The sequence below is a fragment of the Zhengella sedimenti genome (assembly GCF_046506625.1).
In the GTDB taxonomy this organism is placed as follows: Bacteria; Pseudomonadota; Alphaproteobacteria; order Rhizobiales; family Rhizobiaceae; genus Zhengella; species Zhengella sedimenti.
The window spans coordinates 204,726-230,166 of the sequence record NZ_JBKFFP010000005.1 but is presented as its reverse complement, the minus strand read 5'-3'; the positions used below and the strand labels follow the sequence as shown (position 1 = coordinate 230,166).

The following is a 25,441-nucleotide window of genomic DNA, read 5'->3' as shown; positions in this document are numbered from 1 at the left end:
TGTCTCCCTCTGGCCGTTCGGATTGGCGAAGCTGTGCACGAAGATAGGGCCAAGTGAAGGCACAAGAAATGCGCGGCAGATGAAATCTTCGTAATGAAAGGTCAGGCGGGCGTGCCGGACAGACGCAGGAACCGCATCACGGTATCGCCCCAGCGGCGCTCGTCGACAAGGTCGAAGCCTGGCCATTCGAGCGGTGCGCCGGCGGCTTCCTCGACGATGCACAGGGCGCCGGGCGCAAGCCAGCCGCCGGTTCGCGCGGCGGCAAGCGCAAGGGTGCCCAGCCCCTTGCCATAGGGAGGATCGGCAAACATCAGCGAAAACGGCTGCATGGTGCCGACAGCGCCCAGCGTGGTGGCGTCGCGGCGAAAGATGCGCGCCACGCCCTGCAGGCCGAGCGACTCGATATTCGTGCGCAGCAACGCCCTGCCTTCCGCCGACTGTTCCACGAAGAGCGCAAAGGCCGCACCGCGTGACAGGGCCTCAAGGCCCAGCGCGCCGGTCCCGGAAAAGAGATCGAGGACGCGGGCGCCGTCGAGCACGTCGTCATGGCCGTGGGCGATGATGTTGAAAAGCGCCTCGCGGGTGCGGTCCGTGGTCGGGCGTATGGCGTTGGACCTGGGCGCGGCAAGCGCCCTGCCCTTCAGCCGCCCGCCGACGATGCGCATGGGTCAACCCTCATTGCCGTCCCTTTGGCCCGCCCCTGGACCCGCCACCTGGCCCGCCTTTCGGTCCACTGCGCGGCTTGCCGGCGGGACGGCCCGATGGCTTGCCCCCCGGCTTTCCTGCCGGACGCCCGCCTTCAGGGCGGCGCTCGCGCGCCGGACGCTCACCTTCAGGCCGGCGCTCGCGCGCCGGACCGGCAGAGCCGGGATTGCGCGAGCCGGAAACGCGTCCCTTGTCCTCGCGGCCGCCTTCACGCGCGGGTCCGTAGGCGCCCTTGCCCGCCGGTTTTCCGCCGGGCTTGCCGCCGGCGGACCGGGTGCCGGATGCCGGGCGGGCGCCCGGCGCGCGCCAGACATGGGCGCCGCGCGCCTCCTCGCCGAACTTGTTTTCACGGGGCCGGTCGCTGCCCTCGCGTGTACCGGACCTGTCGCCGGCGTTGCGCTCGTCGCGGCTTCTGTGCGGGCGGGGGCCGTCGCGATCGTCTCGCGGGCGGCGGGGGCGTTCGCCGTCGTCATCGCGACGGGGACCCGACTGGAAGCGGCCACGGCGGCGGATCAGGCCGCCTTCCTCCTCGCGGGGTTCCTCGCGCCGGGGACGCGTCTGCAAACGGTCCAGTGCCTCGGCACGGCGGTCGTCCCGGTCGCGGCGCGGCGGTCTCGCGGCCGGGCTGCGTTCGGGCTCATCGCCCTTGCGGACCGGCTTGTTGGAAAACTCGTTGATGACAGGCGCCTCGAAATTGGCGCCGGCCTCCTCGATCAGCGTCTCGCCAAGCTGGTCGCGCAGCGCACGGCCGCGGATCTCGCGCACCGCGCCCTCGGGAAGGTCGCCCAACTGGAAAGGACCGTAGGACACCCGGATCAGGCGGGTCACCTCGAGGCCGAGCGCACCCATCACGTTCTTGACCTCGCGGTTCTTGCCCTCGCGGAACGAGATCGTCAGCCATGAATTCGAGCCCTGCTGGCGGTCCAGCACGGCATCCATGGCGCCGTAGAAGACGCCATCGACGGCGATGCCGTGCTTCAGGTCATCCAGCCTTGTCTCGTCGACCTCGCCATGGACGCGCACGCGGTAGCGCCGTAGCCATCCCGTGGCCGGCAATTCCAGCACGCGGGCAAGGCCGCCGTCATTGGTGAGCAGCAGCAGGCCCTCGGTGTTGATGTCGAGCCGCCCGACCGAAACGACGCGCGGCATGCCTTCCGGCAAGGACTCGAAGACAGTCGGCCGGCCCTCCGGGTCGCGATTGGTGGTCACGAGGCCGGCGGGCTTGTTGAACAGCCAGAGACGCGTGCGCTCGATCTCGGGGATCGGATTGCCGTCGATGGCGATGCGGTCCTGGTGCGTGACGTTCAGGGCCGGGCTGTCGATGACCTTGCCATTGACCGAGATGCGGCCGTCGGCGATCAGGCCTTCCGCCTCGCGGCGCGACGAGACACCGGCGCGGGCCAGTCGCTTGGCGATCCGCTCGCCTGCGGGCGGGGCTTCGGGCGGGGCCTCGCGGTCGAACCGCCGCGCCGGCCTGCCGCCTGGCCGCGCGTGGCCTGTGCCCGCTGTCTTCTGCCGGTCGCCAAACGGCTTGCGCGGGCCCCGGGGCTTGTCTTTCCTGTCGTCGCTCATCTGGTCATTCTCTCGTGGTGGGGCTACGTAGCAAACACTGAAACGTCTTGCGAGTGAAAACAGGCATGGCCGGACCGACGGGAACCGTTGCCGCACCGATGGATATCGCGCTGGAAGAGGCCCGCGCCGCGGCTGCACGTGGCGAGGTTCCCGTCGGCGCCGTCATCGTGCAGGACGGCACGGTCATTGCGCGGGCCGGCAACCGGACCCGCGAACTCAACGACCCGACCGCCCATGCGGAAATGCTCGCCATCCGGGAGGCCTGCCGCACGCTCGGCCAGGAGCGGCTTTCCGGCCTCGATCTCTACGTCACGCTTGAACCATGCACCATGTGCGCCGGCGCCATATCCTTCGCGCGGCTCAGGCGGCTCTACTACGGCGCGGAGGATCCGAAAGGCGGCGCGGTGGCCAGCGGCGCCCGCTTCTTCGGCCAGCCGACCTGTCATCATGCGCCCGATGTCTATGCCGGATTGAGCGAGCGCGAGGCCGCGCTCCTGCTCAAGACGTTCTTCGCAGACCGGCGTGGCTGACCCCGCCGGTCCGGCTCCTTACCAGGGAAGCATGTCCCGCCAGCTTGTCTTGCCCGCCTTCCTGCGGGATTCAGCCTTCAGGCGGCGCTCCTTGTCCGCCTCGTCCTCGCCCAGTTCGCCCACGGCGGCCGTCTGGGCCGGAACGCGGTATTCAAGCGGCGGTTCGGAGAGATATTTCCGGCTGACCGGGCTGCCCTGCTGGCTTTCGGCACGGCGGCGGCGGTATTCCGCCTGCGGGTCGTTCTTGCCGAAGACAGGGGTCTGGCTGGAATCGAGCTGCCTGTACTGGCCGCGCTCGGCGGCGGCCGTCGAGGTGATCATCGGCTCGCCGGGATCGCGTTCGCGGCCGCTGGACACGATCGGTCGGAAATCCGGATTGTCGCGGTTTTCCGTCGCATAGCGGCGGTAGCGGGCGCGGCGTTCCTCCGGGGATTCCGGCCAGGCCTCGGCATTGACCGCCACGATCTGCTCCTGCGGTGCGGGCAACTGGCTGGTGCTGGCCGGCTTCACCAGGGCCGGGCGCGGCTCATAGTCGATCTCCGGCCCGCGCTTGGGCGCGAGCGAGACCATGCCAGACAGATCTTCCAGAAGCTGCTCGTTGGCCGTCTTGTCGGTGCCGTAGGTCGGCGAACTCATGCAGCCTGACAAGGCCGTTGCCGCCAAGCCGGCGGATATGGCGAGCACGAGGCCCCGGCCCTTACGCGTGTTTCCAACCATGTCGCGATGCGCGCCTTTCATCGTGTGTCTGTGGCGCTCAACGCGCCTGCCACCTTGCGGATCATGCGATGACGGCACAATCCGGCAACAAGATGACGTGACTTCAATTGCGATCCTTTTAACGCAAGCCAGGGCTGACGGCAACGCGGGCGCGCGGTCTTGCGCGCCCGCCCCGCCTTTTCCCGGCCGCTGATCGTCAGAGACGGCCAAGCGCCTGCAACTCCCTGAGCGCCGCCGCGTCGCGCGCCGACACGTCCGGAAAGGCCGGGTCCGCGCCCACATCGTTCGTCACACGCCAGGAGCGGGCGCATCTCGTGCCCTGGGCCAGCGCCGGAACGACTGCCACGCCCTTCACCTCCTCGAGGACGAAAGCGCCCTCCGGCGCGGGCTTGTCGGAGACCGACATGCCCGACGTGATGCAGATTTCCGACATGTCGAGCCCCTCGATGGCCTCGCGCAGCGCCGGATCGGTGACGTGGACGAAGGGGGCTGCCTCCAGCGACGAGCCGATACGCTTTTCACGGCGCTCGATTTCCAGCGCGCCGGTGACGACGCGGCGGACCTGGCGGACCTTCTTCCACTTCGCCGCGAGATTCTCGTCCCTCCATTCGGCGGGAATGGCCGGGAACTGCTCCAGGTGCACCGAAAGCGCATCCGGATTGCGGTCCAGCCACGCCTCCTCCGTTGTGAAGGGCAGCATGGGCGCCAGCCATTTCACCACCGCGTCGAAGACCGTGCGGACCACCTGCAGCGCGGCCTTGCGGCGAATGCTCGACGGCGCGTCGCAGTAGAGCGCGTCCTTGCGGATGTCGAAATAGAAGGCCGACAGGTCGATGACCATGAAGTCGATCAGGTTGCGGGCGATCCGCTTGAAGTCGAAGTTGGAATAGCCCTCGTTGACGACGCGGTCCAGTTCGGCAAGCCGATGCAGGATGAGGCGCTCAAGCTCCGGCATGTCTGCCACAGCCACCGTCTCGCCCTCGTCATGGGCCAGCGTGCCGAGCATCCAGCGGATGGTGTTGCGCATCTTGCGATAGGCGTCGATGTTGGTCTGGATGATGGACTTGCCGAGCCGCTGGTCCTCCCAGTAGTCGGTCGTCATGACCCAGAGGCGCAGGATGTCGGCGCCTGCGTCCTTCATCACATCCTGTGGCGTGACCGTGTTGCCGAGCGACTTGGACATCTTGCGCCCGTCCTCGGCCATGGTGAAGCCATGGGTGATGACCGTGTCATAGGGCGCGCGGCCGCGCGTGCCGCAGCTTTCCAGCAGCGAGGAATGGAACCAGCCGCGATGCTGGTCGGAGCCTTCAAGGTAGACGTCCGCCGGCCATTTCAGGTCCGGCCGATCCTCCAGCGTGAAGGTGTGGGTCGAGCCGGAATCGAACCAGACGTCGAGAATGTCGCGCACCTGGATCCACGGCTCGCCGGCCCGGTCGCCGAGGAAGCGCTCGCGCGCGCCATCTGCGAACCACGCATCCGCACCCTCGGCCTCGAAGGCCTCCAGGATGCGCCGGTTGACCGCCTCGTCCTTCAGCACCTTGCCGTCGGCATCGGCGAAGACGCAGATCGGCACGCCCCAGGCGCGCTGGCGCGACAGCACCCAGTCTGGCCGGTCGGCGATCATCGCCCTCAGGCGCGTCTGGCCGGCGGCCGGCACGAAGCGGGTGGCATCGATGGCGTTCAGCGCTCGCTCGCGCAGCGTCGTGCCATCCTCCAGCGTCTTGTCCATGTGGACGAACCATTGCGGCGTGTTGCGGAAGATGACCGGCTTCTTGGAGCGCCAGGAATGAGGATAGGTGTGCTTGAGCCGGCCGCGCGCGAACAGCATGTTGGCGTCGATGAGCGCGGCGATGACCGCCTTGTTGGCGTCGCCCTTCTTGCCGTGGTCGTCGATGACGCGGGCCGGGCCGCCCTCGCGGTCCGGACCGAACCCCGGCGCATCCTTCGTGAAAAAGCCCGCATCATCCACGGTGAAGGGGATCCGGCTGGAAATGCCGCGCGCTTCCAGGTCGCGGGCATGGTGCATCCAGGCGTCGAAGTCCTCGCGGCCGTGGCCGGGCGCGGTGTGGACGAAGCCCGTGCCGGCATCATCGGTGACGTGATCGCCTTCCAGCAGCGGGACGTCGAAATCATAGCCGCCGCCGACACCCTTCAGCGGATGGGCGCAGGTGATGACCGACAATTCGTCCGGCGCGACATCGCGCAGGCGCTTGTGGCCCAGCTTGGCCTTGGCGAAGCTCTCTTCGGCCAGCGCATCGGCGAAGACCAGCTTTTCGCCCGGTTGCGGGCCGAAATCGTTCTCGGCCGCCGTGACTTCATAGAGGCCGTAGGCGATGCGCGAGGAGTAGGAGATGGCGCGGTTGCCGGGGATGGTCCAGGGCGTGGTCGTCCAGATGACGATGTGGGCGCCTTCCAGATCTCCACCGGAGGTGACCGGGAACTTCACCCAGATCGTGTCGGATTCATAATCCTGGTATTCGACTTCCGCCTCGGCCAGCGCGGTGCGCTCGACGACCGACCACATGACCGGCTTGGAGCCGCGGTAAAGCTGGTCGGACATGGCGAATTTCAGCAGTTCGCCAGCAATGCGGCTCTCGGCATGGAAATCCATCGTCGTGTAGGGCGTCTCGAAATCGCCGATGACGCCGAGGCGCTTGAACTCGCCCGTCTGCACCGCGATCCAGTGACTGGCGAAGTCGCGGCATTCCTGACGGAACTCGTTGACCGGCACCTCGTCCTTGTTCTTGCCCTTCGCCCGGTACTGTTCCTCGATCTTCCATTCGATCGGCAGGCCGTGGCAGTCCCAGCCGGGCACGTAGTTGGAATCGTAGCCGCGCATCTGGAAGGAGCGCGTGATGACGTCCTTGAGGATCTTGTTGAGCGCGTGGCCGATATGGATGTTGCCGTTGGCGTAGGGCGGGCCGTCATGCAGCACGTAGAGGGGCCGGCCGGCCGCGCTCTCGCGCAGCTTGCGGTAGAGGTTCATCTCCTCCCAGCGGGCAACGATCTCGGGCTCCTTCTTGGGGAGGCCGGCGCGCATGGGGAATTCGGTCTGCGGCAGGTAGAGCGTCTTCGAGTAGTCGAGCTTTTCGGGCGTATCGGTCATTGTCTTGCCAATCGTGCGGCCGGATGGCCTGGCTTCATTCGGGCGTGAAACGGATGGCCGCGCAGGCGCCCGAGGACGGCGCGCGAGCCTTTATCCCGGACCTTCCCGCGCCCGGTCAGGCGCCGCGGAAGGCCGGGCCAATAATTCGCTGGGAAAAGGCGCTCGGAACGGTTTTCATGGGCGCGGGTCTTAGTCCTTTTTGATCCGCTTGAAAAGTGGCCTGACGGGCACGGGCGCGCCGCTACCAGGTTTCCCTGTCCAGTTTCTCGAAGATGATGCGGCGCATGACCGCCGTCACGGGACCGGGAAAGAGCTGCCCGAACCCGGCAAAGACAACCGGTCCGGCGCCCGGAATGATGGCGCGGCGGCCCTTTTCCATGGCGTCGAGGCTGCGCCTTGCAGCCTCGGCGGGCGCCATGCGCCGCGATGCATCGGCGCCGGGCGGCGCGTGGCGCGCGGCTTGCGGCGTATCCAGCGGACCGGGGAAGATGGTGGAGACCGAAACGCCGAGCCGGGCGGCGGGCTTCCTGAGCGAGCGGGCATAGACCGCCAGCGCATCCTTGGAGCCGGCATAGGCCGCGGCTCCGGGATAGCCGGTGAAATGGGAGAGCGACGAAACGAAGCCGATGCGGCCGCCCGTCCTCACCGCGCCCTCGCGCAGCAGTGTGGAGACGATGACCATGGGCGCCTCGGCGTTCACCCGGACGATGCGCAGCAGGACCTCTGGCGGCATGGCCGAAAGGCGGCCGGTCGCGCTGATGCCGGCATTCATGATCACGCAATCATAGGGACCGGCTGCCAGCAGCGCCGGCAGCGTGCGGTCCAGCGCATCGCGGTCGGCCAGGTCGCAGCCGACGTGAAGGCGGCCGTCCATGGCGACCGGGGGCTCGTGCCGGTCCAGCGCCACCACGTCGTGGCCGCGCTGTTCCAGCAGGTCCGCGAAGGCGGCGCCAAGGCCCGACGAAGCGCCGGTGACGAGCGCGCGTCTCCTGGCGCCGCTCACAGCCTCGGCCTCCAGTGGGCCGCGCCGGAAAGATAGCGCAACCAGCCCAGCGCCACAGGAGAGCGGCGCGTGGCAAGGTCATGGGCGAGCATGGCGGCCGCGTCGTCGGGGTCGAGGAACAACCGCCCGATCCACCCGGGATCGTGACCGGCCCTTGCATGCATGCCGGTGCGCATGGGCCCGGGATGCACCACCTGGACGCCCGCCTCGCCCTTCCACTCGCTGCGCAGGGCGCGCGCCACCCCATGCAGGCCGGCCTTCGATCCGGCATAGGCGGGAAACAGCGCCGCGCCCTTGCGGGCGGTCGACCCGACCAGCGTCAGCAGTCCGTTCCTTTCGGCCAGACGGGGATGGAGCATGCGGGCGAGCACGAGCGTTGCCGCCAGGTTGACGTCGAGCGTCTCGCGGATCTGGGCGGCGGTTTCAAGCCCGTCCGGCACAGCATAACCTGCGGCGGCATTGAGCACGGCGTGGTCGAGACCGTCCCAGCCGGCCTCTTCGAGCGCATCGGCGATGGCTTCAACGGCTTCCATGGGGCGGGCCAGACCGGCACGAACGTACAGGCAGGCGGGCGGGAGCAGCGCGGCCGCCTCCTGCGGCGTCCTGCGGCCGGCGATCATCACCGCGTGACGCCCGCAGAGCCGGCGCGCCAGCGCAAGGCCCAGCCCGCTGGTGCCGCCAGTGATCAGGATCCGGCGTCCGTCCCCGCGCGTCATCCGCGCTCCCCGAAGGCGACGAAGGCGTCGAGGGGCGAAAGCGGGCGAACGCCGGCGAGAAGCGCACGGGCCTCGTCCTCGTCGCGCTTCATCTGCGCAACGAGCGCGTCGAGGCCGTCGAACTTCTCCTCGCCGCGCAGGAAGCCGAACAGGGCGACCGTGCAGGTCTCGCCGTAGAGATCGCCGGCAAAATCGAACAGGAAGGTTTCGAGAAGGGCAGACCCGTCGCTGTCGACGGTGGGCCGGCGCCCGTAACTGGCGACGCCATCGTGAACCGAACCGTCAGGACGGGTGAACCGCACGGCATAAATGCCATGGGCAAGGCCGTTGTCCTCGGGGAGCGCCATGTTGGCGGTCGGATAGCCGAGCGTCCGGCCAAGCTGCTTGCCGCGAATGATCGGCGCCTCGACCGCGTAGCGGTAGCCGAGCAGGCCGGCGGCTTCGGCAACATTTCCCGCCTGGAGACATTCGCGGATGCGGCTCGAAGAGATGACGTCGGCGTTCTCGTCGCGAAAGGCATCGACCAGCGTCACCTCGAAGCCGTGTTCAGCCCCGGCTGCCATGAGGTAGGCCGGACCGCCGGCGCGGTTGCGGCCGAAATGGAAGTCGAAGCCGGTCACCGCGTGGACGATTCCCAGCCCGTCGCACAGGATGCCCTGCACGAAATCCAGAGGCTCGGTGGAGGCGAACTCGCGGCTGAACGGCTGCTCGATCACCGCGTCGAAGCCGAGTGCCGCGAGAAGATGGGCGCGCAAGGGCGCGGGCGTCAGCCGGAACACCGGCTGATCCGGCCTGAAGACGGTGCGGGGATGCGGCTCGAAGGTGAGCACCAGCGCGGGCACACCCTTCCCGGCAGCCAGGGTCAGGGCCTTTTCCAGCACAGCCATGTGGCCGCGGTGGACGCCGTCGAAATTGCCGATGGCCACCACCGCGCCGCGCAATTCCCGCGGCAGGTGCACCGGGTCCGACAAGCGCAGCAGGGATGCATTCGCCATGGCGCTCACCGAAGTTTCGTTATGGATGCGGCCGGCCACAGGGCGTGCCTCTCGAAGAAGGCCGACAGGCGGGCGGGGTCGGGCGCGTCGGACGAATCGCCATAGTCGCGATAGTGGATGCCGCCCGAAACATAGAGTGAATCGATGCCGGCATTCACGGCGCCCTTGATGTCAGTCAGCATGCCGTCGCCGATGGCAAGGACCTGCTTCTCCCCGACCGGCGCGCCCGCCAGTTCGCCCAACCGTGCCATGGCCGCGCGATAGATCGGTGCGTGCGGCTTGCCCGCGATCATCGTACGGCCGCCCAACTGTGCGTAGTCACGGGCCAGCGCGCCGGAACACCAGATCATGCGGTCGCCGCGCTCGACCACGATATCGGGATTGGCGCAGATCATGGGCAGATTGCGCGAGCGCAGGCGTTGCAGCATCGGTGCATAATCGTCCGGCGTTTCGGTCTCGTCATCGAAAAGCCCGGTGCAGACGATCGCCGCGGCCTCGAATTCCTCCACCAGTTCGACATCGAGCCCGTCGAACAGTTGAAGGTCGCGCTCCGGACCCAGGTGAAAGACGCGGCGCGGCCCTTCGGCGATCAGGCGCCGCGTCACATCGCCCGACGTCACGACATCGTCCCAGGCATCGTCGGGAACGCCGAGGCCGCGGATCTGCGTGATGACGCCGGCGGAGAGGCGCGGTGCGTTGGTGAGCAGTACGACCCGGCGACCCTCGGCACGCATGCGCGCCAGCGCGGCGCAGGCCTGCGGAAAGGCACGGACGCCATTGTGCACGACGCCCCAGACATCGCACAGGATGGCCGCATAGTCCGCGGCCAGGTCATCCAGTCGCTCGATCATGGCAGGCTTGGCATTCATCGATCTCATCCTGTTCCCGGCATCTGTCCGGCGGCACCGGAATTAACCCAAGCCGTTCACCCTGTCACCAGCTTTGGGCTGACAGTTCCCGGCGGCCGTGCGAAAACGAACAGGCCGGTGCGCCGTACGAAGCGGCCGCTGCGGCGGGGAGATGTCCGCTCAGATGGGAATGCGCAGAGGAATCATTCCAGTCGTGCTTGGCGCAGGCCTTCTTGCCGGCGGGCCGGCGCAGGCCGCGCTCGACGACCGGCTCGTTGCGGGCGGCATCGGGCTTGCCGCCCTCTTCGGCCTTACCGGGCTGGCCGCCGGCCTCTGGGCGCTCATCCTGCAACGCCGGTCCCTTCGCGAGCAGCGCCGGCTGATGGAGATGGTCGAACGCAGCCTGGCAAGCCACGGCAACGGGCCGGCCCCGCGGACCGGCACCGGCCGCCCCGGCGAACCGGAAGCCGAAGCGCCATCACGTCGCGGCCTTCAGGTCACCGAACCGGACGTTGCCGCCGGAGCCCCTGCGAAGGCCCCCGATGCAAGGATCATCGACGAAGCCGACGAACCGGCAGCCAACGTGATCCGGCTCAGCGCCGAAGTGACCCAGGCAGCCCGGCCCGTGGCCGATACGGCGGCCGCATCGTCTCTGCGCACATGGCCGGCGGGCGCCATCGAGGCCCTTGGCGAAGGACGCTTCGACATCGCGCTGGAGCCGATGATCTCGATCTCGAAGTCCCGGGCGGTCGGTTTCGACGTGCATGCGACCGTGGGCGCGGATGACGGGTTCATGTACCGCATGGCCAGCGAACCGCGCGCGGGCGCACGCCTCGCCTTCGAAGCGGCGCTGGTGCGCAAGGCGGCGGCTGTGGCCTGCCAGCAGTTCGAGGAAAGCGGCGAGGAAATGCCGCTCTACGTTCCTGTCTCCGCCAGCCTGCTCCAGGACAGCGCATCGCTGGACAGCGTCCTGAAGCTGTATGCGGGCGACAGCCGGATGAGCCGGTTGCTCATCCTCTCGGTGCCGGTCCACCTGATGACAGGGGCCAACCGGAAGCAGGCTCCCGCGCTTGACCGGCTGCGCGACGGCGGCATCAAGCTCGCGGCGGAAGGCTGGCTTGGCGGCCTGCAGGGCGTGGAAACGCTGAAAGGCCATGGCGTCGACTGCGTCAAGATCACTGCCAACCGGCTTCTGGAGCGCGAAAAGCTGCGGCCGAAAGATCTCGACGCGGACACCATCGTGGCCGCTTGCGCCGATGCCGGCATCCTGGTTGCAGCCATCGAGGTGAATACGGACGAGGAAGCCATCAGCCTGATCGATATCGGCGTCGACGTCATGTCGGGATTGCGCTTCAACGGGCCCAGGCGGCTCAAGCCGGGCTTCGCCGCCGGAAAGGGCGCGCGCGCCGGCTCATGAACAAAGAAAGCGCCTGAAACATAGTAAACACAAAGTAAATCCATATTTTCTAATTATTTTGTTCTCGTAATACCTAATTAAATGGAGTCATAATATAGTTCCTTGCCGTTCCATCAGGCAGGGAGCTTCACCGTGTTCAGGATCTTTGCGAAAAACGAGTCAGGCAATTTTGCCATCATGGCCGCCTTTCTCTTTCCCGTCTTCATACTCTCGGTCGGCGTCGCGATCGACCTGACCGAGATGGAGCGCCAGCGACATGCCACGATCTATGCAATGGAAGCGGCCGGCATCGCCATCGGCCGCCAGATCGAGGAAGGCATGTCCGACGACGAACTGAAGACCTATGGCAAGAAGTTCTTCGAGGCCAATCTCGGGCCTGTCGAGATCGGCCAGGCCAACCTGCAGATCCTGCTTCCCGAAGAAACGGGCAGCGGCGGCGACATCAAGCTGATCACCGCGCTGGACTTCAAGCCGCTGTTCCTGACCTCCAGCCTCTCGGGCATGTACAGCAACATCACGACCTTCGAATTCGAGGAAACCGTCAAGGTGCGGACCAAGAACACGGCCGAAATCGCGCTCGTGCTCGACAATTCCGGATCGATGGACAACAGGGGCACGGGTTCCAGCAAGAAGCGCCTGGAACTCTTGAAGGAGGCCGCGACCTATCTGGTGGAGGAACTGGCCAAGGACGCTTCCAAGATCAAGCAGATCGTCAAGCCGGTGCAGTTTTCCGTGGTTCCCTTTGCCGCCTCCGTCAATATCGGTGCAGAGCACGCCGATGCCGACTGGATGGACAAGTACGGCGATTCCCCCGTTCACCACGAGAACTTCAACTGGGATTCCCTGAAGGACGCCTGGGGCGACAACAAGAAGGCGGTCCAGCAAGGGAACCGCTGGTACAAGTCCGGCTCAGGCTGGGGCGCAGAAGAGGGCGAAGTCCTGACCCGTTTCTCACTCTATGGCGGGCTGAAGAAGCAGGTCGGGGAAAAAGTTGTCCAGGAAGGCTACAATCAGTCCCAGAAGGTGTGCGGGTGGTGGTATGGCCGGCAATATTGCTGGTACGAGAACAAGTGGGTCCCGCCTGTGAAGGAACCCATCTATGGCAGCGCGGATTCCTGGCAGGGCTGCGTGGAGGCCCGTCCCTATCCCTTCAACGTCAACGGCAAGATCGCCGACAGCAGCGAGCCGGAATCGCTGATCGTGCCGATGTTCGCCAATGACGAGACCGACAATGGCGACAATGGCTGGTGGCACAACAACTGGATGGACGACGATTACGACGGCAAGCCCTCCAGCTACACGAACCTCAAGCGCCACCGCGACATGGTGAAGTACTTCGAGCCGCTGCCGGATTCCTACACGTCCGGCCTGGATCGCGGTCCCAACTTCTCCTGCACGACGACCCCCATCACGCCGCTCAAGGACGTGACGAAGAGGACCGAATACGACGAGGTGCTGGCGGCCATCGACGCCATGCAGGCCAATGGCAACACCAACGTCCCCGAGGGCATGGCCTGGGGATGGCACACGCTGACCAAGGCGCCACCCTTCAGCGAAGGCCGCCCGGACTCCGACGAGAACAACGACAAGGTCATCATCGTGCTGACCGACGGCGCCAATACCTATACCCACCTGCCCGGTTCCTACTACGACCCGGACGGCATCAAGAAATCCACCTACGCCGCGCACGGTTACATGGGCATGAACTATGACGGCGGAACCAAGCCGCGGCTCTACGAAGGGCTGAGTTCCGGATTTCCAACCGGGTCCTTCAACGATAACAGCTACACCAAGGCCATGGACGAACACATGCAGACGCTGTGCTCCAACGCCAAGTCTGAGGGCATCATCATCTTCTCGGTGGCGCTGGACCTGCCGTCCAATTCCAATGCGATCAACGAATTGCGCAGCTGCGCCTCGGAATCGCGTTTCCGCAAGGACGCCAACGGAAACTACGAGAAGCTGTTCTACAACACGACCGGCGGCGAACTCATGGACGTCTTCAAGGCGATCGCCGAGGAGCTTTCAAACCTGCGCATCGTCGGCTGATCGCCGGAAAGAGAGCGCAAGACGAACGGCGCGCCCTGCCTGGCAGGCGGGGCGCGCCGCTTTCGTGACCATGCGGGCGGCGGATCGCAAGCCAAACGCAGACGGGCCGGCCGCATTCGCCAGGACAGATTTTTTCCCGTGCGGAATTCTTGACAGCGCCATCCGCCATGCTTATTTCCAGCGCCGTTAGCACTCACCCAATGTGAGTGCTAACACCGCGCAAGCGGTCCCCATTGAGTTGAAATCCATTCACCCGAGGGTAACAGACATGGCCGAGATGAATTTCCGCCCGCTCCACGACCGCGTTGTCGTGCGCCGGGTTGAGTCCGAAGAGAAGACCGCCGGCGGGATCATCATTCCCGACACCGCCAAGGAAAAGCCGTCGGAAGGCGAGATCGTCGCCGTTGGCGAAGGCGCGCGCAAGGACAGCGGCGAACTGATCCCGATGTCCGTCAAGGCCGGCGACCGCGTCCTGTTCGGCAAGTGGTCCGGCACCGAAGTCAAGCTCAACGGCGAAGACCTTCTGATCATGAAGGAAGCCGACATCATGGGCGTGATCGGCTGATCCGGCCGGATATCCGCTCACTATCCCCAATCCTCGTTTAGGGCAAAAGCCCGGGAGTTATGGAAACATGGCAGCCAAGGAAGTAAAATTCAGCCGTGACGCGCGCGAGCGCATGCTGCGTGGCGTCGACATTCTGGCCGATGCGGTGAAGGTGACGCTGGGTCCCAAGGGCCGCAACGTCGTCATCGACAAGGCCTTCGGTGCTCCGCGCATCACCAAGGACGGCGTCTCCGTCGCCAAGGAAATCGAACTGGAAGACAAGTTCGAGAACATGGGCGCGCAGATGGTGCGCGAAGTCGCCTCCAAGACCAATGACATTGCCGGCGACGGCACGACCACCGCAACCGTGCTCGCCCAGGCCATCGTCAAGGAAGGCGCCAAGGCGGTTGCCGCCGGCATGAACCCGATGGACCTGAAGCGCGGCATCGACCTCGCTGTCACCGAAGTCACCGCCAAGCTCGTTTCCGCCGCCAAGAAGATCAACACCTCCGACGAGGTGGCCCAGGTCGGCACGATTTCCGCCAATGGCGAAAAGGAAATCGGCGACATGATCGCGAATGCGATGCAGAAGGTGGGCAACGAGGGCGTCATCACCGTCGAGGAAGCCAAGACCGCCGAGACCGAGCTGGAAGTCGTGGAAGGCATGCAGTTCGACCGCGGCTACCTGTCGCCCTACTTCGTGACCAATCCGGAAAAGATGGTCGCCGAACTGGAAGACGCCTACATCCTGCTGCACGAGAAGAAGCTCTCCAACCTGCAGGCCATGCTGCCGGTGCTGGAATCCGTCGTGCAGTCGTCCAAGCCGCTCGTCATCATCGCTGAAGACGTGGAAGGCGAGGCCCTGGCCACGCTGGTGGTCAACAAGCTGCGTGGCGGCCTGAAGATCGCCGCCGTCAAGGCTCCGGGCTTCGGTGACCGCCGCAAGGCCATGCTGGAGGACATCGCGATCCTCACCGGCGGCCAGGTCATCTCCGAAGACCTCGGCATCAAGCTGGAAAACGTGACCCTCGACATGCTGGGCCGCGCCAAGAAGGTTGCCATCTCCAAGGAAAACACCACGATCGTCGATGGCGCCGGCAAGAAGGCCGAGATCGAGGGCCGCGTTGCCCAGATCAAGGGCCAGATCGAGGAGACGACCTCCGACTACGACCGCGAGAAGCTCCAGGAGCGTCTCGCCAAGCTGGCCGGCGGCGTGGCCGTGATCCGCGTCGGCGGTGCGACCGAAGTGGAAGTGAAGGAAAAGAAGGACCGCGTCGACGACGCCCTCAACGCGACCCGCGCGGCCGTCGAGGAAGGCATCGTGGCCGGCGGCGGCACCGCTCTCCTGCGCGCTTCCCACGCCCTGACCGTCAAGGGCGTCAACGCGGACCAGGATGCCGGCATCGCCATCGTGCGCCGCGCCCTCCAGTCCCCGGCGCGCCAGATCGTCACCAATGCCGGTGACGAGGCCTCCATCGTGGTCGGCAAGATCCTCGAGAACGCCTCGGAGACCTTCGGCTACAACGCCCAGACCGGCGAATATGGCGACATGATCGCCATGGGTATCGTCGATCCGGTCAAGGTGGTTCGCACCGCGCTGCAGGATGCCGCTTCCGTGGCCGGCCTGCTCGTCACCACCGAAGCCATGATCGCCGAACTGCCGAAGAAGGACTCGGCTGCTCCGGCGATGCCGGGCGGCGGTATGGGCGGCATGGACTTCTAAGTCCTGCTTCCAACCAGATCTCATGGAAAGGGCGGCTCGCAAGGGCCGCCCTTTTTTGTCATGCGGCCATGCCGGTCTTTCCCTGTCCGGCGGTGGCCGGACGTGGCTGGCAACGGGCTCGGGCAGCATCAAATGCCAGCCCGGTTATTCACCGCGCGTTAACGCCGATACCGGCAAGCCGCTGCGATTAAGGCCTCGTGAACCCTGATGCTGTCACATGGTCCCCGTGTGCGAAATGAAATCGGGGGCTTTCTTCCATGCTGGAATTCTTCAGTATGTCCGGCCGCTATGGCCGGACCATGTTCTGGTTATCCATGGCCATATCAACAGGCCTGAGTTGGCTTGCGGGCCAACAGGAGTTCAAGAAGACAACATTCGAGAACGGCTTCATCGTTCCGGACGACGGGGACCCACGGTTCTGGCTTTCGGCGGTACTGGTGGTCCTGGCTTTCTGGATCAGCGCCGTCGGCTGCATCAAGCGGCTTCACGACCGCGGGAAAACGGGCTGGTGGTATCTCCTGCTGTTCGTCCCTGTCATCGGGCCGCTCTGGGCGCTGGTCGCGCTCGGTCTCATGCCGGGTACCGGGCGGGACGATAACGGCTACGGCCCGCGTGACGGGCTCCGGAGCCGTCGCGAGAGGAAAACCGCCGCGAAGGAAGACCAGGAGGCTTTTGCCCTCGAAAACCGGCGGCGCAGGGTCCTGCCCGAAACTGCATTCAAGGAGGAACTCCCGGCCGAAACACATCTGGTCCGGCGCAAGCAGGAAATCGACCGGCTGCAACTCGCCCCGTCGCAGAGAACCGGGTTCGGGCGAAGGCGATATGCCTGACCGTCCCGGTTTTCGGAAGGGAGAGAAACAATGTGGCGTTTCTTGGGATTTTCCGGGCGGATCGGGCGGTCCACCTGGTGGCTGGGCCAACTGCTCACCGTGGCCATCGGCGTTCTGGCATGGGATGACGTCGGCACCATTCTGGACCGGCGCAGCGATACCGAACCAACCGAGACCGGCCTGATCGCGCTTGCCGCCATTCTGTGGATTGGGTGGTCGACCGGTGTGAAGCGCCTGCACGACCACAACAAGGCGGCGACCATGTCCAATCTCTGCTGCCGCTGGACGCATGACGTTATCTTCGAGCTGGGTTTCAAGAAAGGCGATGACGGTCCCAACGACTTCGGTCCGCCGGAAAAGCCCTTGTTGCGCTGGCCATCGGCGCGCGGCGGTGGCGATTCCGGCACATTGTCCATGACCGCCTCCATGTGGTCCGACACAACGGACATGACTGAACCGCCGGCTCCGACGGTGAAGGCTCCGGTCAACCGGCCTGCTGTCAGGCGTCCGGTCTTCGGGCGGCGCACCACCGTGCCGCGCTGACCTGCCGGCAGGCTGCCCGTCCTGCGGAGACCTTGGCTGAAGAAGTCCCGATCCCACATAGTGTTGAGGGACAAGAGGAGCAGACGCCATGGCAACACGCACCGAAACCGACACGTTCGGGCCGATCGACGTGCCCGCGGACCGCTATTGGGGCGCGCAGACACAGCGCAGCCTGGAGAATTTCCGCATCGGCGCGGAGCGCATGCCGCCTGCCCTCATCCACGCGCTCGGTCTCGTCAAGCAGGCGGCGGCGCGGACAAATGCCGCGCTCGGCGAACTCGACGGCGAACTGGCCGCCCTCATCGACAACGCAGCGGGGGAGGTCGCGTCGGGCAAGCTGGACGACCATTTCCCGCTCGTCGTCTGGCAGACCGGCTCGGGCACCCAGACCAACATGAACGCCAATGAGGTGATCGCGAACCGGGCCATCGAGATGGCCGGCGGCGCGATGGGCTCCAAGACGCCCGTCCACCCCAACGATCACGTCAACCGCAGCCAGTCGTCCAACGACACCTTTCCCACGGCCATGCATGTGGCCGTGGTCCGCGAAGCCCATGACCGCCTGATGCCGGCGCTCGCCCGGCTGCATGATGCGCTGGACGCGAAGGCGCAGGCCTTCGGTTCCATCGTCAAGATCGGACGCACGCATACGCAGGATGCCACGCCGCTGACGCTGGGCCAGGAATTTTCCGGCTATGCCGCCGCGCTTGACCTCGGACGCGGCCGCATCGCCGCGGCACTTGAGGACGTGCATGCGCTGGCACAGGGAGGAACGGCCGTCGGCACCGGGCTCAACGCGCCGGAGGGCTTTTCCGCACGCTTCGCGGAGGAAATCTCGGCGCTGACCGGCCTCGCCTTCCGGCCCGCGGCCAACCGTTTCGAGGCGCTGGCCAGCCATGGTGCCCTGACCAACCTGCATGGCGCGCTTGCCGCCCTTGCAGGCGATCTCTACAAGATCGCCAACGACATCCGCCTGCTTGCCTCCGGGCCGCGCTCGGGGCTTGGGGAACTGTCCCTGCCGGAAAACGAGCCGGGATCCTCCATCATGCCGGGCAAGGTCAACCCGACGCAGGCCGAGGCGCTGACCATGGTGGCGGCGCAGGTCATGGGCAACCAGGCCACCGTCGCCTTTGCCGCCTCGCAGGGCCAGTTCGAACTAAACGTGATGAAGCCGGTGATCGCGCAGAATGTTCTGCAATCCATTCGTCTGCTGGCCGACGCCATGGTTTCCTTTGCCGACAAATGCGTCGACGGAATTACGGCCAATGAAAGCCATATCGCCAAACTGGTGGAGCGGTCGCTGATGCTGGTGACGGCTCTGGCGCCCGAAATCGGCTATGACAAGGCAGCGGCCATCGCCAAGGCCGCCCATGCCAATGGCACGACCCTGCGCGAGGAAGCATTGAAGAGCGGGCATGTGGATGCATCGACCTTCGACAGGCTGGTGCGGCCGGAAACGATGATCAGCGGCGGGTGAGCGGCTCCGCCGCGTTTATCAGGCATTTACGCTGCGTTGCACAAATGACGCCTATTCGTGAACGATAAAACGAGTATTGTCCACTCAGCGAAAACAAACGTTGAGGGACTTCCCATGAACACCAATCTTCTGCTGCTTGCCGGGCGTGTCCTGGCTGCCTTCATCTTCATCATGGCCGGCTGGAGCAAGCTGGCCGGCGGCATCGACGGCACGGCCGGCTACATCGCGTCGGTCGGCCTGCCCGCTTCCACGCTGCTTGCCTGGCTGGCGGCCATCTTCGAACTCGTGGCAGGCCTGTTCATCCTGGCCGGCTTCCTGACGCGGGCGACCGGCCTTGCACTCGCCGCCTTCTGCGTTTTCACCGGCTTCGTGTTTCACTTCGACCCGGCCGACCAGATGCAGTTCATCTCGTTCATGAAGAACCTGGCGATTGCCGGCGGCTTTGCCTTCCTGGCCGTCTCCGGACCGGGCGCCTGGTCCGTGGATGCGCGCCTTGGCGGCGGCAAGCTCGCCACCGCGTGAACCACAACGTCACCGCATGAGAGGCCCGCCGGCATCGCGCCGGCGGGCTTTTTTTCCTTCAGGCTTCCGCCTTGCCTTTCCTGCGAAACATCCACGCGATGACGAAGGTTGCAATGATCACGGCAAGATCCGCCGAGGCGCCCAGAACGGACATGCCGAAGGCCGCCTGCGCGCCGAAATAGACGAGCAGGAGACCCAGCACCAGACTGACGGTGAGAAGCGCGCATGCAATGCCCGCTCCGATTTCATTGTTGAGCAAACGGTTCATCCATGCCGGCAGCCTGCTAGTGCCGAACCAGAGCAACAGCGCCGCGGACAGGCCGTAAACGGCCAGACCAGATGTCATTTCCATTGATAGAGGCTCCGCAAACCCGTTTCGCCGGACCATCCGGCGCAAACGCATGAACGGAACGCATGTGTTCTGGCTTTGTGGTTGGCGGAGCCGCACCGGTGAGCCTTGGGCTCCGGGGGACGCGTTCGGGCCGGACACATCGTCCGACCGCCACGTTCTGCCCCGAAGCAAGCAAAAAAGCAATCGGCAAGATATGACCGTCCGGCTCAGGCCAGGCTTGCCGCGATCCGCCCGGCAATCTCACGGGCCAGTGCCGCATCCGGACCCGCCAGCACAGGCTTTCCGGTCACGAGGCACGCCTGTGATTTCAGGATCACGCCATCGTCGAGAATCTTCAGATGGTTGGCGCGCAACGTCGATCCGGTCGAGGTGATGTCGACGATGACATCGGCCGAACCGGCTGCCGGCGCACCCTCCGTGGCGCCGAGGCTTTCGACGATGCGATAGACCTGGATACCGTGGGCGCGGGAAAAGAACTGCTGCGTCAGGCGCCAGTACTTGGTGGCAATGCGCAGGCGGCGGCCGTGGCTCATGCGGAATTCGGCCGCCACGTCGTCGAGGTCGGCCATGGTATCGACATCGAACCAGACGTCCGGCACGGCGACGATCACATCGGCATGGCCGAAGCCGAGCCGGGCCGAGATCTCGACCCTTTCCTCCCAGGCGGGAAGCGACTCGCGCACCAGGTCCTCGCCGGTCACGCCCATGTCCACCGTGCCCGCCCCCAGTTCACGGGCGATTTCGGAGGCGGAGAGGAAGGCGATCTCGATGCCGTCATGGCCGTCCACGCTGGCGCGGTACTGGCGCGAATCCTCCGGCTGCCGGATGGTGTAGCCGGCCTTCTCGAAGACCGCGATGGCCTGTTCCTTCAGGCGGCCCTTGGAAGGCAGGGCGATGGTCACGCTCATGGCCTCAGTTCCCCCTCGCCTTGTCGGCCCTGTCGAGCCAGACGGAGAATCCGACCCCGGGGATCGGATCGGATGCGCCGAGAAGCGTCAGCAGGCGATCATAGCGCCCGCCACCGGCAAGAGGCTTGTCAAGACCGGGCGCATGCACCTCGAAGACCAGCCCGGTATAGTAATCCAACGGGCGGCCGAAACCGGCGTCATACCTGATGGCCCCGGTATCCAGCCCGGCATTGGCGATGGCCGCGACGCGGGCATCGAAGGCGGCGAGCGCGGGACCGATCTCCAGCCCCGCCTTGCCGGCAAAAGCCTGCAGGGCACCGGCCGCCTGGGACAGCGGCGCGCCGATGGCGAGGAATTCGCGCAGCGCGGCAAAGGCCTCAGGCGCCAGCCGTGTGGAGGCAAGCCGGGCCTTGTCGATCAGCCGCGCGGCGATCTCGGCGGGCGAGCGGCCGGCGGACGGCGAAATGCCGGTTTCGGCCATTCTCGCCTTGACCTGTTCCTCCAGCGCCTCGCGGTCACCGCGTTCCACAAGTTCGGCCAGCGGCGGCTGCAAGGCGGAGGCGGCACTGCCCGACGAGAGGGCCTGAAGCGCGGCGGCCAGTTGCTCCGGCGCGCCGAAGGCACGGGCAAGGCGCTGCTGCCAGCCGCGCGGCAGGCCAAGGGCCGCGAGCACGGCCTCGAAGACCGCCTGGTCGCCCATGGAAACAGAAAGGTCCCGGCCCGGCATCAACATCCCGACCATGGCCAGCGCATCGGCGAGCGAGCGGGCGTCGGCGTTGTTGGTGTCCGGATCGCCGAGATCCTCAATGCCGGTCTGGAAGAACTCGTTGCCGCCCTCGCGGCGCTGGCGGAACACCTCGCCCAGATAGGCATAGCGGCGATGCCCCGTCTCCCCCGCCTCGATATGCATGCGGCAGACCGGAATGGTGAATTCGGGGCGCAGGCAAAGGCTTTCGCCGGTCTCGCTCTCGGTCAGGAAGATGCGCCGGCGCAGGTCCTCGCCGGCCATGTCGAGGAAGGGATCGGCCGGCTGGATGACCGGGACGTCCACGGCTTGCGCGCCGCGCTGTTCGAACAGGGCAAGGATGTCGCGGGAACTGGACGGAAAGCGCGGCGTCATGTCAGCCTTCCGCCTGCGCGGCCAGCAGCTTCCGCACCTCGGCCACCAGATCGGCCTCGGCGATCTCGAACTGGCCGGGGCGGGCCTCGCGCCATTCCTCGTTGGAAGCGATGGCCTCGGCCTGGCGCCGCCCCTCGATCATGTCCTTGACCTGGACGATGCCTTTCTCGCGCTCGTCGGAGCCCTGGATGATGGCGATGGGGCAATGGCGCCTGTCGGCATATTTGAGCTGGTTGCCGAACTTCTTCCAGTTGCCCTGGTACATCTCGGCGCGGATGCCGGCGGCGCGCAGGTCCTGGACCATTTTCTGGTAGCGGCCGAGCGCCTCCGTGTCGCCGTCCATCACGGTGACGAGCACGGGCGCGACGACCGGCGTGCGGCCCAGCTTGCCGAGGTTCTTCAGCGCCGTCATGAGGCGCGAGACGCCGATGGAAAAGCCGGTTGCGGGCACGTCCTGCCCGGTGAAGCGCTTGACGAGGCCGTCATAGCGCCCGCCGCCGCCGACCGAACCGAACTGCACCGTCTCGCCCTTCTCGTTGACCACGTCGAAGGTCAGTTCGGCCTCGTAGACCGGGCCGGTATAGTATTCCAGCCCACGGACGACGGAGGGGTCGATCCGGATACGGTCCGGCCCGTAGCCTGCGGCCTGGACCAGCTTCTCGATCATCACCAGTTCCGACATGCCATGGGCATAGGCCTGCGAGGCCGGATATTCGCCGGCATCGTCGGTCAGTAAGCCGATCCCGCGCAGCACCGTCCGGATCTGCGACTCGTCCAGCCCGGCGCCGGGCGTGAAATCGCCCTCGCCTTCGCGTCCGCCATCCCAGCGGCCGGGACCGAGCAACAGGCGCACGCCCTCGACACCGAACTTGTCCAGCTTGTCGATGGAGCGCAGAACGGTGAGGCGGCGCCCGGCATTCCCGTCCCCGCCAAGGCCGATGGCCTCCAGCACGCCGTCGAGCACCTTGCGGTTGTTGACGCGGATGACATAGTCGCCGCGCGCCACGCCGAGCGCCTCCATGGCGTCGGCCATCATCATGCACATCTCGGCATCGGTCTGGACGCCCGGCGCGCCGACAACATCGGCGTCGAACTGCATGAACTGGCGGAAGCGGCCGGGGCCCGGCTTCTCGTTTCGGAAGACCCATCCGGCGCGGTAGGTGCGGTAGGGCAGCGCGATTTCGTTGATGTTCTCGGCAACATGGCGGGCCAGCGGCGCGGTCAGGTCGTAGCGCAGGCTCAGCCATTGCTCGTCGTCGTCCTGCAGCGAGAACACACCCTCGTTCGGCCGGTCGCTGTCGGGCAGGAACTTGCCCAGCGCGTCGGTATATTCGAACATCGGCGTCTCGAGCGGATCGAAACCGTAGCGCTCGTAGACGGCGCGTATCCTCGCCATCATCTCGTCGGTGGCGCGGATATCCTCCGGCGAGCGGTCGACAAAGCCGCGCGGCAGGCGCGCCTTCAGCTTCTGCGGCTTCTTGTTCTTCTTCTCAGACATGGAAACGGCCCCAAGCGGCGGGAAACGGAAAAACCGGGTTTCTCCTAACCGACAAGGGGATATGCGGCAAGGGCGGGCTGGCGGGCGGCCGGGCGTTTCCGTAGCCAAGGCCGAAAACCCGGCCGAAAGCGGCCGGGTTCATCGTCGACGTCAGTTCAAAGGACCGTCAGTTGTAGGGCGACCAGCACTGACGGCGCGGCCCCTCATAGGGCTGGTAGGTATTGTCCCAATGCCTGTACGACCGGTACTTGCGGTCGCACCAGCGATAGTGGGCACGCGAGTAGTCACGGTAGCGGCGCGGCGGGTCGGCATGGCGGCGCCCGTTGCCCAAAGCCAGGCCGAGGGCGAAGGCGGCGGGCGGGAACCACCAGCCATTGTATTCACGCCAGCCCCGGCGATGGTGCCGGCGGCCGCGATGGCCGTGCAGCCATGCCCGGTCATCGTGACGGCGGAAATGCCGGCGCAAGTGGCGGCGGCGGTCACGGCGGTCCTGCACCTTGGTCACGTCACCGGCTGACTGGAACGTCGTGGGGACCTGGGAAACCATCGGGAGAGCCAGGGCCGGGCTCATGGGCGCGATGGTCATCGCGGCCGCGGCCAGCATGGATGCGAAAAAACCGGATCTTCCTGTCATGTCGTGCTCCTGGGTTGCTCGTCCCTCGCGAGACGAAACGCCACCCGCACGACAAATGTTCCTGCCGGCGCCGCCATGCAGCCGCGCCGGCAATGCGTTCATGCATCTATCCGCTTGCCGGCATCACGGCCAGTAGGGCGAACGGCACTGGGCGCGGACACCGCGGCGCGGAATGTAGGTGTTGTCGGAGAACCGGTAGGTCCGGTAATTCCGGTCACACCAGCGATAATGCTCACGCGGTAGATCGCGGTAGCGGCGCGGCGGTTCGGCATAGCGCGGAGCGGCGCCGAGCGCCAGGCCCAGGGCGAAGGCGGCGGGCGGGAACCACCAGCCATTGTGACGGCGCCAGCCGGGCCGATAGTGCCTGGAACCGCGATAGCGGCCGTAATAACCATGGCCGCGATACATGCGCCACTGGTTGCGACGAGCCTCACGCATGGCATCGATGGAGCGGTTCTGCACCGGGGTGACATCGGAGGACGTCACCCTGTTCTGCGCGCTCAGCGGGATCGCCGGAACGGCGCTGGCCGGGGCCATCGGCGCGAATGTCATGACTGCGGCGGCAAGCGCCGATGCAATCAAACCTGTTCTTCTCGTCATTCTGATCTCCTGTTCAACACGTCCCTTGCAAGCAATGTTAGCACAGGACTTCGGAAACAGCGAACCGTGAAGTATGCGGCAAAATACTCAATGCCAGACGCACTGTAACGAAGGTCACACCGCGACCGGCCTGCCGGACGGGCGCGGCGGAAAAGGCCGCTCAGCGGGCGGGCGAAACGAAGCGCGCGCGTGCCGATGCCGCGGCGTCACGGCAGCAGCAGCCCTCGACATGGTCATTGACCAGTCCCATGGCCTGCATGAACGCATAGACGGTGGTCGGGCCGACAAAGGTCCAGCCGCGCTTCTTCAGATCCTTCGAAAGACGGCGCGAGGTTTCCGTGTGCGGGTTGGCCACGAGCGCTGCGCGGGTCACCCGGTCCGGACGGTCGCCCGGTTCGGGCTCGAAACGCCAGAAATAGGCGGCAAGCGAGCCGAACTCGGCCTTCATCTCCTCGGCCCGGCGCGCATTGTTGATGGTCGAGACGATCTTGCCGCGATGGCGCACGATGCCCTTGTCGGCCAGGAGGCGGACGATGTCGTCCTCGCCGAAACGCGCGACGCGAGAGAAGTCGAAACCGGCGAAGGCGGCGCGGAAATTCTCCCGCTTGCGGAGGATCGTGAGCCAGGACAGGCCGGACTGAAATCCTTCGAGGCAGATCTTCTCGAACAGGCGGATATCGTCGGCGACGGGATAGCCCCATTCCGCGTCGTGATACCTGACGTAATCGTCCAGCCCGCCGTGCCAGAAGCAGCGCGGCTTGCCGTCCGGCCCGGCCAGAAGGCCGTCCCGTTCATCCGCCATCGACCCCATGTCTCCCCGCGTTAACCGGCCCTGGTGCCGGATTCATGAGCGATTCACCAGTTTCCTGAAGCCGCCGGTAACCACACCGGAAGGTTTCGCCTCCGAATCGCATTTTATGAAAACCGATTCACCTTTCCGACTCCGCCACGGGCACAGGATCGCGTCAACCGTGCGGCATGGCGCCTGCTGACGCCTGCTGCCGGGCGAGCCCCTGTGACGAACGAGCCGGA

The 25,441-nt window shown here is 66.0% G+C and carries 24 protein-coding genes; 9 read left to right on the top strand and 15 right to left on the bottom strand.

Annotated features, from left to right (window positions below; all coding sequences use genetic code 11):
* Positions 1 to 101: 101 nt before the first annotated feature.
* Positions 102 to 665 (bottom strand): 16S rRNA (guanine(966)-N(2))-methyltransferase RsmD, encoded by a 564-nt coding sequence (gene rsmD / locus ACLB6G_RS15015; protein ID WP_410357007.1) that lies wholly within the window; start codon positions 663 to 665, stop codon positions 102 to 104.
* Positions 666 to 675: 10 nt separating this feature from the next.
* Positions 676 to 2,277 carry a pseudouridine synthase gene (locus ACLB6G_RS15010; protein ID WP_410357006.1) on the bottom strand — a complete coding sequence of 534 codons (1,602 nt, stop codon included), beginning with the start codon at positions 2,275 to 2,277 and terminating at the stop codon, positions 676 to 678.
* Positions 2,278 to 2,375: 98 nt separating this feature from the next.
* Here ACLB6G_RS15010 and ACLB6G_RS15005 point away from each other — a divergent pair, with 98 nt between their 5' ends.
* Positions 2,376 to 2,807: a nucleoside deaminase gene (locus ACLB6G_RS15005; RefSeq protein WP_410357160.1), complete on the top strand. Its 432-nt coding sequence runs from the start codon at positions 2,376 to 2,378 to the stop codon at positions 2,805 to 2,807.
* An 18-nt stretch (positions 2,808 to 2,825) separates the two neighbouring features.
* Here the strand turns inward: ACLB6G_RS15005 and ACLB6G_RS15000 are convergent, their stop codons facing one another.
* The 6 genes from ACLB6G_RS15000 to ACLB6G_RS14975 form a co-directional block, all read right to left on the bottom strand.
* The gene (locus ACLB6G_RS15000) at positions 2,826 to 3,524 is read right to left on the bottom strand and encodes a hypothetical protein (protein WP_410357158.1); all 699 of its coding nucleotides are present in this window, start codon (positions 3,522 to 3,524) and stop codon (positions 2,826 to 2,828) included.
* A 196-nt stretch (positions 3,525 to 3,720) separates the two neighbouring features.
* Complete coding sequence (gene ileS, locus ACLB6G_RS14995) at positions 3,721 to 6,630, bottom strand: isoleucine--tRNA ligase (RefSeq protein ID WP_410357005.1); 2,910 nt, start codon at positions 6,628 to 6,630, stop codon at positions 3,721 to 3,723.
* Between the two features lie 241 nt (positions 6,631 to 6,871).
* Positions 6,872 to 7,633 (bottom strand): SDR family NAD(P)-dependent oxidoreductase, encoded by a 762-nt coding sequence (locus ACLB6G_RS14990; protein WP_410357004.1) that lies wholly within the window; start codon positions 7,631 to 7,633, stop codon positions 6,872 to 6,874.
* Positions 7,630 to 8,349, bottom strand: coding sequence for an SDR family NAD(P)-dependent oxidoreductase (locus ACLB6G_RS14985; protein ID WP_410357003.1), 720 nt, complete (start codon positions 8,347 to 8,349; stop codon positions 7,630 to 7,632). The genes ACLB6G_RS14990 and ACLB6G_RS14985 overlap by 4 nt, the downstream gene beginning before the upstream one ends.
* Positions 8,346 to 9,344, bottom strand: a complete 999-nt coding sequence (locus ACLB6G_RS14980) for a bifunctional riboflavin kinase/FAD synthetase (RefSeq protein ID WP_410357002.1) — start codon at positions 9,342 to 9,344, stop codon at positions 8,346 to 8,348. The genes ACLB6G_RS14985 and ACLB6G_RS14980 overlap by 4 nt, the downstream gene beginning before the upstream one ends.
* 5 nt (positions 9,345 to 9,349) lie before the next feature.
* Positions 9,350 to 10,213 (bottom strand): TIGR01459 family HAD-type hydrolase, encoded by an 864-nt coding sequence (locus ACLB6G_RS14975; protein WP_410357001.1) that lies wholly within the window; start codon positions 10,211 to 10,213, stop codon positions 9,350 to 9,352.
* Positions 10,214 to 10,406: 193 nt separating this feature from the next.
* Between ACLB6G_RS14975 and ACLB6G_RS14970 the strand changes: the two genes are divergently transcribed.
* From ACLB6G_RS14970 to ACLB6G_RS14935, 8 genes are all read left to right on the top strand, one after another.
* A complete protein-coding gene (locus tag ACLB6G_RS14970; RefSeq protein WP_410357000.1) occupies positions 10,407 to 11,609 on the top strand; it encodes an EAL domain-containing protein in 1,203 nt (400 codons plus the stop codon).
* A 132-nt stretch (positions 11,610 to 11,741) separates the two neighbouring features.
* Positions 11,742 to 13,658 carry a hypothetical protein gene (locus ACLB6G_RS14965; protein WP_410356999.1) on the top strand — a complete coding sequence of 639 codons (1,917 nt, stop codon included), beginning with the start codon at positions 11,742 to 11,744 and terminating at the stop codon, positions 13,656 to 13,658.
* A 268-nt stretch (positions 13,659 to 13,926) separates the two neighbouring features.
* Positions 13,927 to 14,223 carry a co-chaperone GroES gene (groES, locus tag ACLB6G_RS14960; RefSeq protein WP_371276201.1) on the top strand — a complete coding sequence of 99 codons (297 nt, stop codon included), beginning with the start codon at positions 13,927 to 13,929 and terminating at the stop codon, positions 14,221 to 14,223.
* Between the two features lie 67 nt (positions 14,224 to 14,290).
* Entirely contained in the window at positions 14,291 to 15,925 is a 1,635-nt protein-coding gene (groL, locus tag ACLB6G_RS14955; protein ID WP_410356998.1) for a chaperonin GroEL, read from the top strand.
* 257 nt (positions 15,926 to 16,182) lie between these two features.
* The gene (locus tag ACLB6G_RS14950; protein WP_410356997.1) at positions 16,183 to 16,755 is read left to right on the top strand and encodes a DUF805 domain-containing protein; all 573 of its coding nucleotides are present in this window, start codon (positions 16,183 to 16,185) and stop codon (positions 16,753 to 16,755) included.
* Positions 16,756 to 16,785: 30 nt separating this feature from the next.
* Positions 16,786 to 17,298, top strand: coding sequence for a DUF805 domain-containing protein (locus tag ACLB6G_RS14945; protein ID WP_410356996.1), 513 nt, complete (start codon positions 16,786 to 16,788; stop codon positions 17,296 to 17,298).
* An 88-nt stretch (positions 17,299 to 17,386) separates the two neighbouring features.
* The gene (fumC, locus tag ACLB6G_RS14940) at positions 17,387 to 18,775 is read left to right on the top strand and encodes a class II fumarate hydratase (protein ID WP_410356995.1); all 1,389 of its coding nucleotides are present in this window, start codon (positions 17,387 to 17,389) and stop codon (positions 18,773 to 18,775) included.
* A 114-nt stretch (positions 18,776 to 18,889) separates the two neighbouring features.
* Entirely contained in the window at positions 18,890 to 19,297 is a 408-nt protein-coding gene (locus ACLB6G_RS14935; protein ID WP_410356994.1) for a DoxX family protein, read from the top strand.
* A 58-nt stretch (positions 19,298 to 19,355) separates the two neighbouring features.
* Here ACLB6G_RS14935 and ACLB6G_RS14930 read toward each other — a convergent pair whose 3' ends face one another.
* The 7 genes from ACLB6G_RS14930 to ACLB6G_RS14900 form a co-directional block, all read right to left on the bottom strand.
* Positions 19,356 to 19,649 (bottom strand): hypothetical protein, encoded by a 294-nt coding sequence (locus ACLB6G_RS14930; RefSeq protein WP_410356993.1) that lies wholly within the window; start codon positions 19,647 to 19,649, stop codon positions 19,356 to 19,358.
* A gap of 206 nt (positions 19,650 to 19,855) precedes the next feature.
* Complete coding sequence (gene hisG / locus ACLB6G_RS14925; RefSeq protein WP_410356992.1) at positions 19,856 to 20,557, bottom strand: ATP phosphoribosyltransferase; 702 nt, start codon at positions 20,555 to 20,557, stop codon at positions 19,856 to 19,858.
* 4 nt (positions 20,558 to 20,561) lie between these two features.
* Positions 20,562 to 21,677, bottom strand: a complete 1,116-nt coding sequence (locus ACLB6G_RS14920) for an ATP phosphoribosyltransferase regulatory subunit (RefSeq protein WP_410356991.1) — start codon at positions 21,675 to 21,677, stop codon at positions 20,562 to 20,564.
* A 1-nt stretch (position 21,678) separates the two neighbouring features.
* The gene (gene hisS, locus ACLB6G_RS14915) at positions 21,679 to 23,175 is read right to left on the bottom strand and encodes a histidine--tRNA ligase (RefSeq protein WP_410356990.1); all 1,497 of its coding nucleotides are present in this window, start codon (positions 23,173 to 23,175) and stop codon (positions 21,679 to 21,681) included.
* A 166-nt stretch (positions 23,176 to 23,341) separates the two neighbouring features.
* Positions 23,342 to 23,809, bottom strand: coding sequence for a BA14K family protein (locus ACLB6G_RS14910; protein WP_410356989.1), 468 nt, complete (start codon positions 23,807 to 23,809; stop codon positions 23,342 to 23,344).
* A gap of 123 nt (positions 23,810 to 23,932) precedes the next feature.
* A complete protein-coding gene (locus ACLB6G_RS14905) occupies positions 23,933 to 24,409 on the bottom strand; it encodes a BA14K family protein (protein ID WP_410356988.1) in 477 nt (158 codons plus the stop codon).
* A gap of 160 nt (positions 24,410 to 24,569) precedes the next feature.
* A complete protein-coding gene (locus ACLB6G_RS14900; protein WP_410356987.1) occupies positions 24,570 to 25,211 on the bottom strand; it encodes a DNA-3-methyladenine glycosylase I in 642 nt (213 codons plus the stop codon).
* Positions 25,212 to 25,441 lie beyond the last annotated feature (230 nt).